Here is a 13,781-nt window from a genome sequence, read left to right on the forward strand (position 1 = left end):
TCATTTTTTTACTAAAGAGTTTATTAACATGTCTGAAAGTTTCAAAGAATTGTTTGAGCAAAGTATTGCCGGCGCTCAATTTTATCCTGGTGCCATTATTAATGCTAAAGTTATCGGTATCGATAGCGACTATGTCATTTTAAATGCTGGTCTAAAATCCGAAGGTATTGTTCCAAAAGAAGAATTTTATGACAAAGATGGCGCACTGGAAGTTAGCTTGGGTGATACTGTTGAAGTAGCCCTCGATTCAGTGGAAGACGGCTACGGAGAAACGCTCCTTTCAAGAGAAAAAGCAAAACGTCAGGAAGCTTGGCGTAAATTATCCAAGTCACACGAGAACAATGAAACAGTTACCGGTCTTATTTCTGGTAAAGTTAAAGGCGGATTTACTGTTGAAATTGGTACCATACGCGCTTTCTTACCTGGTTCGTTAGTCGATGTCAGACCTGTAAGAGATCCTTCTTACTTAGAAGGCAAAGAGCTTGAATTCAAAGTTATAAAAATGGATTTAAAGCGAAATAATATTGTAGTATCGCGTCGTGCAGTGGTCGAAGAAGAAAGTAGTGCTGATAGACAAGCATTGCTTGAATCACTACATGAAGGCCAAGAACTCCATGGTATCGTTAAGAACCTTACCGATTATGGTGCATTTATTGACTTGGGCGGTATAGATGGTCTGCTGCATATTACTGATATCTCCTGGAAACGTGTCAAACACCCAAGTGAAGTATTGTCAGTTGGACAGGATGTAAAAGTAAAAGTTCTAAGCTTTGATAGCGAAAGAAACCGTGTTTCATTAGGCATGAAACAACTAGGTAATGATCCTTGGGTTGATTTAGTAGAGCGCTATCCAATAGGCAAAAAATTACAAGGTAAAGTAACCAATATTACTGATTATGGTTGCTTTGTTGAAATTGAAGAAGGCGTTGAAGGCTTAGTCCATATGTCTGAAATGGATTGGACCAATAAAAACGTACATCCAAGTAAAGTAGTTTCTCTGGGCGATGTAGTTGATGTTATGGTTCTTGAAATTGATGAAGAAAGACGTCGTATTTCTTTAGGTATGAAGCAATGCGTGGGTAATCCATGGCAACAATTTGCTGCAAGCCACTCTAAAGGCCAAAAAGTTAGCGGTAAGATCCGTTCAATCACTGATTTCGGAATATTCATCGGCTTGGATGGGGATATTGATGGTTTAGTTCATTTGTCTGACATTTCCTGGACTGTTCCTGGCGAAGAAGCTGTAAAACAGTTTAAGAAAGGCCAAGAATTAGAAGCTGTTATTCTAGCGATAGATCCGGAGCGTGAGCGAATTTCTTTAGGTATTAAACAACTTGAAGGTGACAACTTTGCAAGTTTTGTAGACGAATATACTAAAGGCGCCATAGTTAAAGGTACTGTTATGGCCGTAGATCCCAAAACAGTGACTGTATCATTGGCTGATGATATTACTGGAACAATCCGTGCAAATGAACTGTCTGATGAGCGTGTTGATGATGCTACTACTTTAGTCAAAGAAGGTGACGAAATTGAAGCAAAAATCATTAATGTGGATCGTAAAAACCGTTCAATTACACTTTCAGTAAAGGCGAAGGATGCTCAAGATGAAGCCGATGCCATTAAAAAGTACTCTAGAACCGAAGGTGCTACAACTACAACCTTAGGTGATTTACTGAAAGAAAAAATGGCGAGCAAAGAAAGTGAATAATTTCTTACTTGTCAAATAGTTAAGAAAGCGTAGATTATTCTACGCTTTTTTATTTGCATTGAATAACCCGGGAAGATTTCCGGGTTATTGTTGTATCCTGGTTGACTCCCGTTTCCCTTTACATAGGCAAATAAAAAGGAAGAATTTATGCGCATATTAATGATGGTTATTTATCTACTTCTTATCGTTATTGGCGTTAGTTTTGCAGCTCTAAATGCTAATTCAGTAGACGTTAATTTGTATTTTAAAAAAATATCTATGCCTATATCAGTTCTTATGACCATTATGTTGGGTATCGGTATTTTACTTGGATTTATGCTTTTTATTGTGAGATATTGGCGCTTAAAAGCTGAATGCTACCGAATTAAAAATCAATTAAAACTAACTGAGAAAGAAATTAAAAACTTACGATCTATTCCATTGCAAGATCAACATTAGATTATTTATTATAATAACAAAACACGCACGGAGGAGGGGTAATAATGATTGATTTATGGCCATTACTATTGCCTGCTGCTGCATGGTCTGGTTGGTGGATGGCGAATCGAAGTAAAACCAAGGAAGATTCTACTCTTAATAATCGTTTATCCAGGGAATATGTGGTTGGACTGAATTATTTATTAAATGAACAAGCTGATAAAGCTGTTGATATTTTTATTAAATTATTAGAGGTAGATAGTGATACTGTAGAAACCCATCTGGCATTGGGCAGTTTATTTAGACGCCGCGGTGAGGTGGATCGAGCGATACGGGTCCATCAAAATTTAATTGCGCGTCCCCAACTGAGTATTTTACAGAGAAAAGAATCTTTGATGGCTCTTGGACAAGATTATATGAGTGCTGGTCTTTTTGATCGGGCCGAACGAATTTTTTTAGAGGTTGTGGAATTAGGTGGATCTAAAGAAACGAGCAGTTTGCATGGATTACTTGCTATTTATCAACAAGAAAAAGCTTGGGAAAAAGCTTTAGATATTATTAAAAAATTAGAAATATCCACTGGAACCAGTTTTCATAATCAAGCAGCTCATTATTATTGTGAGATGGCCAACCAGGCATTAAAAGCTAATGCAATTGATAGAGCCTCTTATTGTATTAAACAGGCAATTAATGTCGATAATGAATCAGTAAGAGCCAGTTTAATGAATGCCAGTTTAGAGATGAAAGAGGGACGTTACAAGCATGCAATTCGCTCACTGAAACGTGTTCCACAACAAGATGCTGATTTTTTAACTGAAATTATTGAACCATTGGTGCTATGTCATAAAGAATTAAATTCCATGGAGGAGTGTGTCTCCTATCTAGAAGATACCTTGAGAGATAACCCTAGAGCCTCAGTTATTTTCGTAATCGCAGAATATTTAAGGCAACAAAAAGATATGGATGCTGCTATTGATTTCGTCGCAGATAATCTGAGCAAACATCCCTCTATACGAGGATTGAACCAGTTAATCTACTGGCATCTTGAAACTGCGCATGGCAAAGTGCGCGATAAATTACAAATGCTATATGATATAACGAGCAAATTTTTAGACAATAAACCAGTATATCGATGTGTTCATTGTGGTTTTGGAGGAAAACATCTTCATTGGCATTGTCCTGGTTGTAAAAACTGGGGAAGAATGAAACCTGTTCATGGATTGGAAGGATATTAACCTAATTTTTAAGAGATTATGATGCAATTTATTGATTTAAAAAAACAATATTCCATAATAGAAAGCGAAATTTTAGCGGGTATAAAAAATGTTTTGGATCATGGTCAATACATTATGGGGCCTGAAATCACGCAGCTTGAAAAACAGTTAGCTGATTTTATAGGGGTGAAACATGCTATTGTTAATTCTAGTGGCACTGATGCTCTTTTAATGGCCTTAATGGCTCTGGAAATTCAGCCTGGCGATGAAATAATTACCACACCTTTTAGCTTTTTTGCTACAACAGAAGTCATAAGTCTTTGTCATGCAAAACCCGTTTTTGTAGATATCGATCCCCGTACGTATAATATGGATCCGAATAAACTAGAAGCTGCGGTAACCAGTAAAACAAAAGCTATCATGCCTGTTGGTTTATATGGGCAATGTGCTGATCATGACGAGATTAACGAAATTGCAGCCCGTTATGGGATACATGTCATTGAAGATGCAGCACAAAGCTTTGGTGCAACTTATAAAGGAAAATATTCTGGCGCATTATCCTCAATTGGATGTACCAGTTTTTTCCCATCAAAGCCTTTAGGGGGTTATGGAGATTCTGGGGCTTGTTTTACTAATGACGATGTTCTGGCGCAAAAATTAATCGAAATTAGAATACATGGTCAAAATGCACGTTATTGCCATAATCGTATTGGTATAAATGGGCGCATGGATACCATACAAGCAGCTGTTTTAATCGAAAAGCTAAAAATATTTCCTGATGAAATTATTATGCGTCAACGAGTAGCGAAAGCTTATGATCAATTGCTTTCTCCATTGGTTAAAACTCCTTATGTCCATAGCTATAACACGAGTGTTTATGCTCAATATACTATAGAAGTAAACAACCGAGATGCTTTTCAAAAATCAATGCAAGAAGCTGGAATCCCTACCGCAGTTCATTATCCCGTTCCCTTACATCAACAAAATGCCATGGCATATTTAGGTTACAAGATGGGTGATTTTCCTCATGCAGAATATGCCAGTGGCCGTGTAATTAGCTTACCCATGCATCCTTATCTTCAAGAAATGGAGCAACTGAAAATAGTTACTGCAGTTCAGAATGCATTGAGAGTCTATGAAGAAGAGGCAGTAGCATAATGGCTCCTAAATTAATTGTTGCATTGGATTTTGATAACGAAAGCAAAGCCTTATCCTTGGTAGAAAAACTGGATCCAAACAAATGCGCATTAAAAGTAGGTAGTGAGCTTTTTACATTACTGGGTATTAATTTCGTAAAGCAAATAATCAATAGGCAATTCAAAGTATTTCTAGATTTAAAATTTCATGATATTCCAAATACAGTAGCAAAAGCATGCAAGGCTGGAGCTGAGTTAGGGGTTTGGATGATGAATGTCCATGCTTCAGGTGGTATGAGTATGATGCAAGCTGCTCGCGATGCTATTGATTCATATGGAGTAAATCGGCCAATACTTATTGCTGTGACTGTTTTAACAAGTTTTGACCAAAATGAATTATCAACTATCGGAGTGAATACACCAATTCATGATCATGTCAAAAGATTGGCAATTTTGACTCAAGAATCCGGTTTAGATGGTGTAGTTTGTTCCGCTTTAGAAGTTAAACTAATTAAAGAATCGTGTAATACTCAGTTTATTACGGTAACACCAGGTATAAGACTAACCAGTCATTCAACGGACGATCAATCTAGAATCATGACTCCGAAACGTGCTATAGAAGAGGGAAGTGACTATCTGGTCATAGGTAGGCCAATTACACAATCAGTAAATCCCGAAAAAGTTGTAACACAAATCTTGAATGAGCTGTATCCTTCTTAATTGATTAGATTACCTGGAAAAGTCCAGGTAATCCCTTTTCATGAGATCCCCCTAGTTCCATGTTCCAAGACATGTGTCTGTTAATTTCACGAAATGACGTTGGCCTGCGCTTTAAAAAATTAACTGAATAGATAGATGCAAAGGCAGAGAGAAAAATAATCATTTCATTTTTTTCCTGTTATTTAAATACTGATAAAATTGTGTTAATTATATTAGTGGTGGTTAAAAATAATAAAGCTATCATCCATAGTAAATCTAAAAAAATTTGAGGTGAAATAAACTTTCAATAAGGAAAATTGCAAATACTGATTATTTTTATGGATCATCATTACTTAAGGATAAGTTATGACACCACAACACCTAATTAGCCAATTACTTCAATCTGATGCCCACCAATATCCTCAAAATATTGAACTACTAAAAAAGATTATTATGACGGCATATTTAGGGCGATTAGAAATTAATGGACAACCTCCAGATAATAAAATTGCCTTTGGTAATTATTTGTTTGATAACGAACAGGTGATGTTTGATCTGACCCGAGTTAGTGATAAAAAAAGGGACGTGTTTAAAAACTGGTTTTTAGAACCGCATCAAAAAGACAAAACCAAAGCATTCTTAAGCGGCGTTACTGTAAATGAATACCGTGGTTTTACTGCTGAAGTGGCACTCACTTGGTGGGGTAGGCTAGTCAGTTGGTTCCAAGGGTTATATCAAGAGCATTGGAAAATAAGTGATATAGATTTTTCATTTAAAAATATTTCTCATTATCAATTAACAGGTATCCAGATGTGTCATGGTATCAATGGAACCTTAATTGGTTTTAACCAATTTCTCGTACCTGGAACCGGAACAAAATATAAAGATTCTGAGGATCCGCAACAAGAGCCTCTAGGTAATGTAAAACGTGTTTTTTTAACGGATAGCTTAATTGATCAACTGATCTCTCTCAATATAAAAAATATCAAATTTGAATCCGTCTGCAAGAGTCCCCATCCTCAATCTATAGAAGTAATCGATCCTCAAGAACGTTTGGATAAAATGTACGATTACCGGAAAATGCAACGTTATATGTCACATAAACCCTGGTATATTCGAATATGGAGTTGGTTATTCCCATGGATTTATGAGGAAAAAGTTAAAAGTAAATCAATAAAGGACAAACATGTAGTCCCACTGTATGCAACAAAAAAAGTAGAAATTTTTCGATTCTTAAAATCTTATGAAATATTGGTAAGGGAAAGAAAACCACAGATTGAAAATATAGTTTTTTGTGGTGGCGGAGCAAAAATTTTTGCCCATATTGGTGTCTGGAAAGCTCTTAATGAAGCTAAAATAAAACCTGAAAAATTCGCAGGTAGCTCAGCGGGTGCCATAATGGCTTTGTTGTGTTACTTAGGATATTCCGCTGCAGAAATTGAAGAGCTATTTAGACATTTTAAAAATGAACATTTGGTTCATCTAGATATCAATATTAATGGATTATCCGAAGCGAATTCATTAAAAACAGCTCTAGACTATGCTATTGCCTACAAATTAAATCAAATTGTAACTCAATACAAGATTCCCTATCCTCAGGGAAAAATTAGTTTTGAAACTCTGGAAGAAATTCGACAAAAATGTCCTGGATGTGGCATTGGTAAAGAATTAATCGTTACAGCAACCAATAAACGCCAAGCGACAACCCGTTATTTTTCACTTTTTCATTCACCTACATTTGAAGTGAGCGAAGCAGTTAAAACATCAGCTAGCTTTCCTATTGTATATCGCTCAACGCTTATAGACGGAGAAGAGCATAACGATGGGGGCATCTTAAATAACTTCCCCACTGAACCTTTTTTTGATGATCACACTACATTACTTGAGTCAGAATATGGCAATAACTTAAAGGTTTTGGCAGTCAAATTTGATGATGGGCCAGAAAGAAAAGCGATTGACAGGGTAATGGACAGAGTTTATAGAGAAAATGTCTTTTTAAATTGGATTTATCAATTACTCACTGGTGTCAGTGATCCTGCCAGTGGATGGGAAAAAGATCGATTAAAACTAAGAAAATATGCCTGCCAATCGATTGTGATTAATGTAGAAAGCGTGTCAAGCTCATCATTCACAGTTGGAGAAGAAACCAGAAAGAAAATGATCGATGCTGGATATGAGGAGACAAACAATTATTTAAATATGCGTTATAGTAAAAATGAATCTCAAGAGTATGAAAATGAAGAGTTTATGTATACTACATTCAGCTCTTTAGGGGAGTTACTTTCATATTGTTGTTACAGGGGAGATCGACGCTGGTTTGAAGTCGTTCGTAAACTTATTGAAGAATCGAATGCACCTAATCGATTGGATTTATTGCAACAAGGTCATGATCTGCGACATCTATATTTTAGAGATGTCGCCACTACTCCCACTACACCCAAACAAGATAGTGTTTTGCCTACTTTTTTTGGAAATGAGATTCCACATACTTCCCAAAAAAATGATCACCACAAGATTTTGCTTACCATATATCCTGTTTTTTTAAAATTATCTCAGGAATTTTTTAAAGACAGCAACGATAAAAAAATATTTGATTTTGCACGTCATTCTCTATCTCTAAAATCTCCTTTTGCATGTTTAGAGCATTTTTCCAAAATTCACAATGAAACTCATATAGTGTTCCATATTGTTATTAATTTATTTAGGGAACTCAAAAAAAATCCAACAGATAAAATATATGAGGCCCTATTTCAAATATGGGATCTATTGGATAAAAATAAAATAAATTTTTATGAAGACTATTTTTCTCGCTGGGATTTATCGATTCCACAATCATTCAGGATACTTAATTTATTAATTAAAGATTCCCAGGTTCATCCTCGTTTACTCCATTTGTTAAGTAGAAGAAATGAACCTATGAAAACTGTAATTAATGGAATGTATTACGAGGATGATTATGATACATTGGAAGCTGATGAACGCAGTTCTTTTAGTATGTAATGGGTATCTATTGCATTTTTACTATTTATTTTGGTCAAGAACAATATAAAAATGAAAATTAAAGGATTAACGCTTATCGAATTACTTGTGACTTCATCTTTGCTATTAAGTTTATCGATAATCGGAATAAGTTCATATTTTTATTTTATGAAAAAAAATGAGCAAAATGCTTTAATTGATGAAATTAGGACTGCGGTACAATACGCTAAAATCCAGGCAATTCTGAGTGGAAAACCCGTTTACCTTTCTCCTCTTGATGCAACATCGAGTTGGTCCAAAGGAATGGTTTTGAAATCAATCAATAAGCGAAACAAGAATTTAGAGCTTATAAATCAATGGACGTGGAATTTTCCACGTTGGGATTTACATTGGATAGGGGTCAGATCAACAAATTCCATTACTTTTTCAACTTACCCGGGACAAGCAATAAGTAATGGACATTTTATTTTAACAAATAAAAAAACACATGAACAAATTAAGATTATTTTAAACCGTATCGGAAGGGTAAAAGTAAGTAATAACTTGTAGGAGATGTTTTATTTTTGTAAGATCGTATCGAAATGTATTTTTCAAGTAGTTTAAAATCAATGGCTATAAATACCAATTCCATTTTCAGCATCAATTCAGAATGCTCGCCACAACTTACAGAGTGGCTTAATTATTCAGATTCATTAACTGATAAATTGAAGCAATTGAAGGGTGATGCTCAAGTTCAGCTCATATCCCAATGTTGGACGAGTACAGATTGGTGGTGCAGCAATTTTCTCAAAATCATTGATTCAAAAATTTATAAGCGTGAAATCATTATGAAAAGTTATAATATAGCGTATTGGTATGCACGCAGTATTATTCCTCAAAAATGTTATGACCTTGATCCTGCTTTTTTTGGCCGTTTAGAAAAGGAGTCAATAAAAAATTTAATTTTTAAAGAAAGCAGAGTGCAGCGTATTCATAGATTGAATTACCCTGTAGATGATCAATGTTTAGAGTTTTATTGGGCAAAAAAAAATTTACATCACATAGAAGGTGATCTCTGGGTTCGCCTGACTGAATATTCGTTTCAAGAAAAAGAATCCTTTTATTTGATAGAAATTATGCTGCCCGAACTCGAGAATATGAATACATGAAAGTGAAAGCATACTGGCGTTTAATGCGTTTTGATAAGCCTGTTGGTATTTTATTACTTTGGTTTCCAACCGCCTGGGCTTTGTGGTTGGCAAACAAGGGGATGCCAACACCCAATCTTTTCATTCTTTTTTTATTGGGTACTGTGTTGATGCGAGCAGCAGGGTGTGTTATCAATGATATCGCTGATCGGAACATCGATAAACACGTAAATCGTACTAAATCAAGGCCCCTGACTGCAGGCGAGATTAGCTTGCCTGAGGCTTTTTTGTTATTGATGGTTTTGCTTGTTCTATCACTGTTTATTTTACTTCAATTACCAAGAGATTGTTTCTTTCTTGCCATAGTGGCTTTGATTATTTCATTTGTATATCCATTTTGTAAACGTTTTTTAGATGCACCTCAATTCATATTAGGTCTGGCTTTTTCTATGGGTATCCCGATGGCATATATTGCTTCCGGTATCTCTTTAAATAAAGAGTGTCTTTTATTATTTTTTATTAATTTTTCGTGGATTGTTGTTTATGACACTATGTATGCTATGGCTGATAAAGCAGATGATTTGCGGATAGGTGTGAAATCTACTGCTATTTACTTTGATCATTATGATCGAATTATCATTGGATTGTTACAACTCTTTTTCCATGGACTATGGCTATTCTGGGCCCTATTGAACCACCTGAATAATTTCTTTTATCTATGTTGGTTCGTTGCAGCTGCTATTTTGGTTTACCAGCAAATTCTGATTACTAAAAGAGAGCCACAAAAGTGTTTTAAAGCCTTTATCGTGAGTGTTTATTACGGGGCATTCATGTGGTTGGCTATTGGCACAGGCAGTTAATCACTCAGACCAATACTTCTTAAGGTGATTTCCCAATGGAGTGCTTGTAAACAGAGTATGTAATTGAGATGTCATTTTTTATTATCTTTCCCGGCTGTAATCAGCCGGGCTACACAAAAGAACGATTAAGAGTTTAAAAAAATCTTAAAAGGATTCACTACCATTGTCTGCCACAACCCGAGTATGTTTACCATATATTACAAGAATTTTTTGTTTTATTTTTAATCTTAAATCTTCTGCCTGCACAACAGAAATGATGCCTCCAGAATTTAATTTAATGACATATTCCACACCACGGGATTGATTGTATCCGGTATCTTCAATGCTGTTGTTTGCGTTTTTACCCAGATTGTTCCGATGCAAATTTACAGGACGTTTGGAAATAATCATGCCGGGAATAACTTTTTTCACTTTTCCTACCTCATTGGAATCATACTCACCAGGAGGTAATGCTTTATGACAACTCGATATGATGAAACCCAAAAGGATTGCAGATATTAATTGAAACAGTTTTTTATTCTTCATAGGTTTAAGCTCCAGATGTAACATGATTAAAATCGAATCGTGTCATTTTCTAACTTTTAAAAACATTCGATATGTTATGAATTTAAATTCCCAATCGCACGAAGTATAACTGAGAATTAATTTATTTTTAATAATTCCTCTAATAAACTACTGGCTCCAATACGGAACCAGTTTGGACTGATTTGTTTGCCCATCATAAGTTCAGCCAGCTTTGCATAATGATAAGCCTGTTGAGGTTGCTTTACTCCACCTGAAATTTTGATGCCACAATGTGCCTTAGTGTCTTTGATTGCGCTAAGAATAGCAAATACAGAAGTTAAACACGCACCAGTGGGTATTTTCCCAGTTGATGTTTTAAGGAAATGGCAACCTGTTTCCACTAAAGCTATGCTGACATCATAAATGGATCGCATCTCAGGAAAGGCCCCAGTTTCTATAATAATCTTTAAAGTCATGTTGTGCTGTTTGCTTAATTGAGCGACAGCACAACAGTGGTTTAAAGCTTCTTGTTTCTTGCCCTCCAGATACATTGAATAAGGGAGAACATAATCAATTTCGGAAACACCCAATAGAATCGCTTTTTCTACAGATGCCAAAGAATAATCCAAATTTTCATTTCCATGAGGAAAATTAATTACTGTAGCTAATTTTACATCATTATCCGATTGAAACTGATCGAGATGTTGCAAGTATACACAAATAGCCGCAACTTGATTCTGGTTTGCTAAAAACTTTAATTGAGACAAGGAATTTGAAGTAGCAAGATCATCTAGAAGCGTCAGATCAATTGAATGGATTAATTGTTCGCTTGCTCTGTGATTTTGGGCTTGAGCGCCTAATAACTCTTCCATCACTTCATTAAAATGAACCTCTAAACTCATTTAAGACTCGCAATATAGTTTTTGAGAATAAAATTAAGCTTTTCTGCTGCACCTTCAGCCATTGCGACTACTGATTCATGGCTATGAGCTGTTTTTGAAAGACCTGTAGCATAATTAGTAATCATGGCAATTACTGCTACACGCATACCGCAATGATTCGCAACTAGAACTTCAGGTACTGTGGACATGCCTACTGCATCTGCTCCCCAATTCTTAAAAGCTCTAATTTCAGCAGGTGTTTCATAATTGGGTCCTAATACGGAAATATAAATGCCTTCAGTCAATTTAATTGAGTTTTCGGCAGCAATGCGAATTAAATTAAAACGCATCTCTTTATCGTATGCATTATCCAGCGGATAAAATCTAGGCCCAAATTCTTCATCGTTGGGGCCAATAAGGGGGTTGCTTGGTTGTAAGTTGATATGGTCTGAAATAAGCATTAATTCCCCAGGTCCTACATCTTCTCTTAAGGAGCCCGAAGCATTGGTGGCAATAAAATAATCGCAGCCAAGAAGTTTTAATGTACGAATGTATGTTTTGACGGTTTCATAATTTTCCAGCCCTTCATAGGTATGAGCTCTACCTTGCAAACAGACAACACCTACGTTATTCCAATATCCAAGAATTAGATTCCCACCATGACCTAATACAGTTGTTTTAGGAAATCCTGGAAGTTCTTCATAACTGATATGTACGGCATCAAGCAATTCATTTGCAAATTTACCTAATCCAGATCCCAAAACTACGCCTATTGAAGGCTTGAAAGAAGGATATAATTTTTTAATGTAATTTGCTGCTTTATGGGCATAGCTCTGATTGGGCACAGTCTCAGTCATACAAATATTCCTATAGATTAAGGGTTAAAATCAAATTTAAAAGCTTCGGGTAAAAGTTCATTTATTTTAAAAGTACGTAATATTGAATTTTTATCGCATAAATGAATTAATGTATCTGGTGTTGAAAATTCATAAATTCTTTGTCTACAAGCCCCACAAGGGGAGCATAATATATTCGTTCCTGCCATGACAACCATGCTTTTAATACGTTTCTCGCCTGCTGTCACCATCGCAGAGATAGCGGACGTTTCAGCACATATTGCCAAACCATAAGCACTATTTTCCACATTGACGCCAGTATAAAAATTATCTTTATCGGTACAAATGCAACTGGCCACACTAAATTTAGAATAAGGTGAGTATGAATGTGCAAGTGTATTGTGAGCGTTTGAAATCATTTTCTTAATTATTGTATCCATAATAATTCTCATTAATCCGGCAGTATTTAATTATAAAGAACTATTAAGGCTAAGACTATGCTCATCTGGTGTTTCTTTTCTATCAATGACAAGCAATTCATAGGATTGTGAGGATTTATTGGTTGGTGAGGAGAATAAATCCTTGAAAAATCCAGGTTCGGGGGAATATCTGCTGTCTGGAGAGGGAGATGGGCCTAAAGATTCATTTATTTGCTGATAACTTTCTGTAACAGGAGTTGGGGCCACTTTCCCAAAATTACTATTGAGCCAAAATTCAAAAGCTAAAGCGCCAAGACCAATACAAACTAGTACAGAAAAGATAGTAATTGGAATTGCAAGAGGAGGAAAAAAGAATATCAAAGTGGCCGCTATGGCTGCTACAAAGCTTATTGCTGTGGAAGTGGCAGCATAAGAGACATAAGATTTTTGTCTCGCCATAGAAAAGTTTTGATCCAGGGGAGGAGGGGATTTAAATTTATGATATTCTCCTATCGCCCACATCAGGTTACCTATAAAAAAGAGCAAGGCGGCTATAGGCAATAAAGGAGGTACAAAGACTGCAGCGACACTGAGAATGGTGGCAATAAAACCTATTAGTGAGGAAAAAAGAAATTGTTCTTTAATTTGTGCAAAACCATACCATTTTCGATAATGTTGTTCTTTTTGATCAGGATGAAGAAGTGATGCCAAGAACCAGGTGAGGTAAGCGAGCGAATAAATGCCAAGAGAAATAAATCGAAAAAGAGCTGATACAAGCGGAGAGGGTATATACTGAAGCTTTGAAAGCAAAAAGCCAGTGAAGAAGAAAATACCACTTGCTTTATCTAACTTTTTAGCCACGGTCATAAAAAATTATCCTGGAGATCCTATAACCTGGCATATTGTATCTTAATTAGACAGAAAAAAACATAGGCTCAGGATATTTAAACGAATCAAATGAAATATTTTATTATAATTGTAATTAAATGGTTTATATAGAA

At 35.7% G+C, this 13,781-nt stretch carries 14 protein-coding genes; 9 read left to right on the plus strand and 5 right to left on the minus strand.

Translation table 11 applies throughout. From position 1 onward, the window contains the following. Positions 1–28: 28 nt before the first annotated feature. From rpsA to ubiA, 9 genes are all read left to right on the plus strand, one after another. On the plus strand, positions 29–1,708 hold the full coding sequence (gene rpsA, locus BU07_RS0109705; protein ID WP_031565567.1) for a 30S ribosomal protein S1: 1,680 nt from the start codon (positions 29–31) through the stop codon (positions 1,706–1,708). A gap of 147 nt (positions 1,709–1,855) precedes the next feature. Then, the gene (locus tag BU07_RS0109710) at positions 1,856–2,146 is read left to right on the plus strand and encodes a LapA family protein (protein ID WP_031565569.1); all 291 of its coding nucleotides are present in this window, start codon (positions 1,856–1,858) and stop codon (positions 2,144–2,146) included. 44 nt (positions 2,147–2,190) lie between these two features. Next, complete coding sequence (lapB, locus tag BU07_RS0109715) at positions 2,191–3,360, plus strand: lipopolysaccharide assembly protein LapB (RefSeq protein WP_031565571.1); 1,170 nt, start codon at positions 2,191–2,193, stop codon at positions 3,358–3,360. Positions 3,361–3,381: 21 nt separating this feature from the next. Continuing rightward, positions 3,382–4,497, plus strand: coding sequence for a DegT/DnrJ/EryC1/StrS family aminotransferase (locus BU07_RS0109720; RefSeq protein WP_031565573.1), 1,116 nt, complete (start codon positions 3,382–3,384; stop codon positions 4,495–4,497). After that, positions 4,497–5,195: an orotidine-5'-phosphate decarboxylase gene (pyrF, locus tag BU07_RS0109725; RefSeq protein ID WP_031565575.1), complete on the plus strand. Its 699-nt coding sequence runs from the start codon at positions 4,497–4,499 to the stop codon at positions 5,193–5,195. The genes BU07_RS0109720 and pyrF overlap by 1 nt, the downstream gene beginning before the upstream one ends. Before the next feature lie 345 nt (positions 5,196–5,540). Beyond that, positions 5,541–8,174 (plus strand): Dot/Icm T4SS effector VpdC, encoded by a 2,634-nt coding sequence (vpdC, locus tag BU07_RS0109730; RefSeq protein WP_031565576.1) that lies wholly within the window; start codon positions 5,541–5,543, stop codon positions 8,172–8,174. Between the two features lie 51 nt (positions 8,175–8,225). Further along, on the plus strand, positions 8,226–8,702 hold the full coding sequence (locus BU07_RS0109735; protein ID WP_031565578.1) for a GspH/FimT family protein: 477 nt from the start codon (positions 8,226–8,228) through the stop codon (positions 8,700–8,702). Positions 8,703–8,761: 59 nt separating this feature from the next. Continuing rightward, positions 8,762–9,301, plus strand: coding sequence for a chorismate--pyruvate lyase family protein (locus BU07_RS0109740; protein WP_031565579.1), 540 nt, complete (start codon positions 8,762–8,764; stop codon positions 9,299–9,301). Beyond that, complete coding sequence (gene ubiA / locus BU07_RS0109745; protein WP_031565581.1) at positions 9,298–10,140, plus strand: 4-hydroxybenzoate octaprenyltransferase; 843 nt, start codon at positions 9,298–9,300, stop codon at positions 10,138–10,140. Before BU07_RS0109740 ends, ubiA begins: the two co-directional genes overlap by 4 nt. 144 nt (positions 10,141–10,284) lie before the next feature. Here ubiA and BU07_RS0109750 read toward each other — a convergent pair whose 3' ends face one another. The 5 genes from BU07_RS0109750 to BU07_RS0109770 form a co-directional block, all read right to left on the minus strand. After that, positions 10,285–10,665, minus strand: coding sequence for a hypothetical protein (locus tag BU07_RS0109750; RefSeq protein WP_031565583.1), 381 nt, complete (start codon positions 10,663–10,665; stop codon positions 10,285–10,287). Positions 10,666–10,781: 116 nt separating this feature from the next. Further along, a complete protein-coding gene (locus BU07_RS0109755; protein WP_031565584.1) occupies positions 10,782–11,546 on the minus strand; it encodes a deoxyribose-phosphate aldolase in 765 nt (254 codons plus the stop codon). Beyond that, positions 11,543–12,382: a purine-nucleoside phosphorylase gene (locus BU07_RS0109760; RefSeq protein ID WP_031565585.1), complete on the minus strand. Its 840-nt coding sequence runs from the start codon at positions 12,380–12,382 to the stop codon at positions 11,543–11,545. Before BU07_RS0109760 ends, BU07_RS0109755 begins: the two co-directional genes overlap by 4 nt. Before the next feature lie 17 nt (positions 12,383–12,399). Next, positions 12,400–12,801, minus strand: coding sequence for a cytidine deaminase (gene cdd / locus BU07_RS0109765; protein ID WP_031565588.1), 402 nt, complete (start codon positions 12,799–12,801; stop codon positions 12,400–12,402). Between the two features lie 30 nt (positions 12,802–12,831). Beyond that, a complete protein-coding gene (locus tag BU07_RS0109770; protein ID WP_031565590.1) occupies positions 12,832–13,647 on the minus strand; it encodes a hypothetical protein in 816 nt (271 codons plus the stop codon). Positions 13,648–13,781: the final 134 nt, after the last annotated feature.

The sequence above is a fragment of the Legionella wadsworthii DSM 21896 = ATCC 33877 genome (assembly GCF_000701265.1).
GTDB lineage: Bacteria > Pseudomonadota > Gammaproteobacteria > Legionellales > Legionellaceae > Legionella > Legionella wadsworthii.

Excerpts from the sequence above, each read along its gene's own strand:
- rpsA (WP_031565567.1), top strand. The coding sequence starts at position 29 with ATGTCTGAAAGTTTCAAAGAATTGTTTGAGCAAAGTATTGCCGGCGCT.
- BU07_RS0109710 (WP_031565569.1), top strand. The coding sequence starts at position 1,856 with ATGCGCATATTAATGATGGTTATTTATCTACTTCTTATCGTTATTGGC.
- lapB (WP_031565571.1), top strand. The coding sequence starts at position 2,191 with ATGATTGATTTATGGCCATTACTATTGCCTGCTGCTGCATGGTCTGGT.
- BU07_RS0109720 (WP_031565573.1), top strand. The coding sequence starts at position 3,382 with ATGCAATTTATTGATTTAAAAAAACAATATTCCATAATAGAAAGCGAA.
- pyrF (WP_031565575.1), top strand. The coding sequence starts at position 4,497 with ATGGCTCCTAAATTAATTGTTGCATTGGATTTTGATAACGAAAGCAAA.
- vpdC (WP_031565576.1), top strand. The coding sequence starts at position 5,541 with ATGACACCACAACACCTAATTAGCCAATTACTTCAATCTGATGCCCAC.
- BU07_RS0109735 (WP_031565578.1), top strand. The coding sequence starts at position 8,226 with ATGAAAATTAAAGGATTAACGCTTATCGAATTACTTGTGACTTCATCT.
- BU07_RS0109740 (WP_031565579.1), top strand. The coding sequence starts at position 8,762 with ATGGCTATAAATACCAATTCCATTTTCAGCATCAATTCAGAATGCTCG.
- ubiA (WP_031565581.1), top strand. The coding sequence starts at position 9,298 with ATGAAAGTGAAAGCATACTGGCGTTTAATGCGTTTTGATAAGCCTGTT.
- BU07_RS0109750 (WP_031565583.1), bottom strand. The coding sequence starts at position 10,665 with ATGAAGAATAAAAAACTGTTTCAATTAATATCTGCAATCCTTTTGGGT.
- BU07_RS0109755 (WP_031565584.1), bottom strand. The coding sequence starts at position 11,546 with ATGAGTTTAGAGGTTCATTTTAATGAAGTGATGGAAGAGTTATTAGGC.
- BU07_RS0109760 (WP_031565585.1), bottom strand. The coding sequence starts at position 12,382 with ATGACTGAGACTGTGCCCAATCAGAGCTATGCCCATAAAGCAGCAAAT.
- cdd (WP_031565588.1), bottom strand. The coding sequence starts at position 12,801 with ATGGATACAATAATTAAGAAAATGATTTCAAACGCTCACAATACACTT.
- BU07_RS0109770 (WP_031565590.1), bottom strand. The coding sequence starts at position 13,647 with ATGACCGTGGCTAAAAAGTTAGATAAAGCAAGTGGTATTTTCTTCTTC.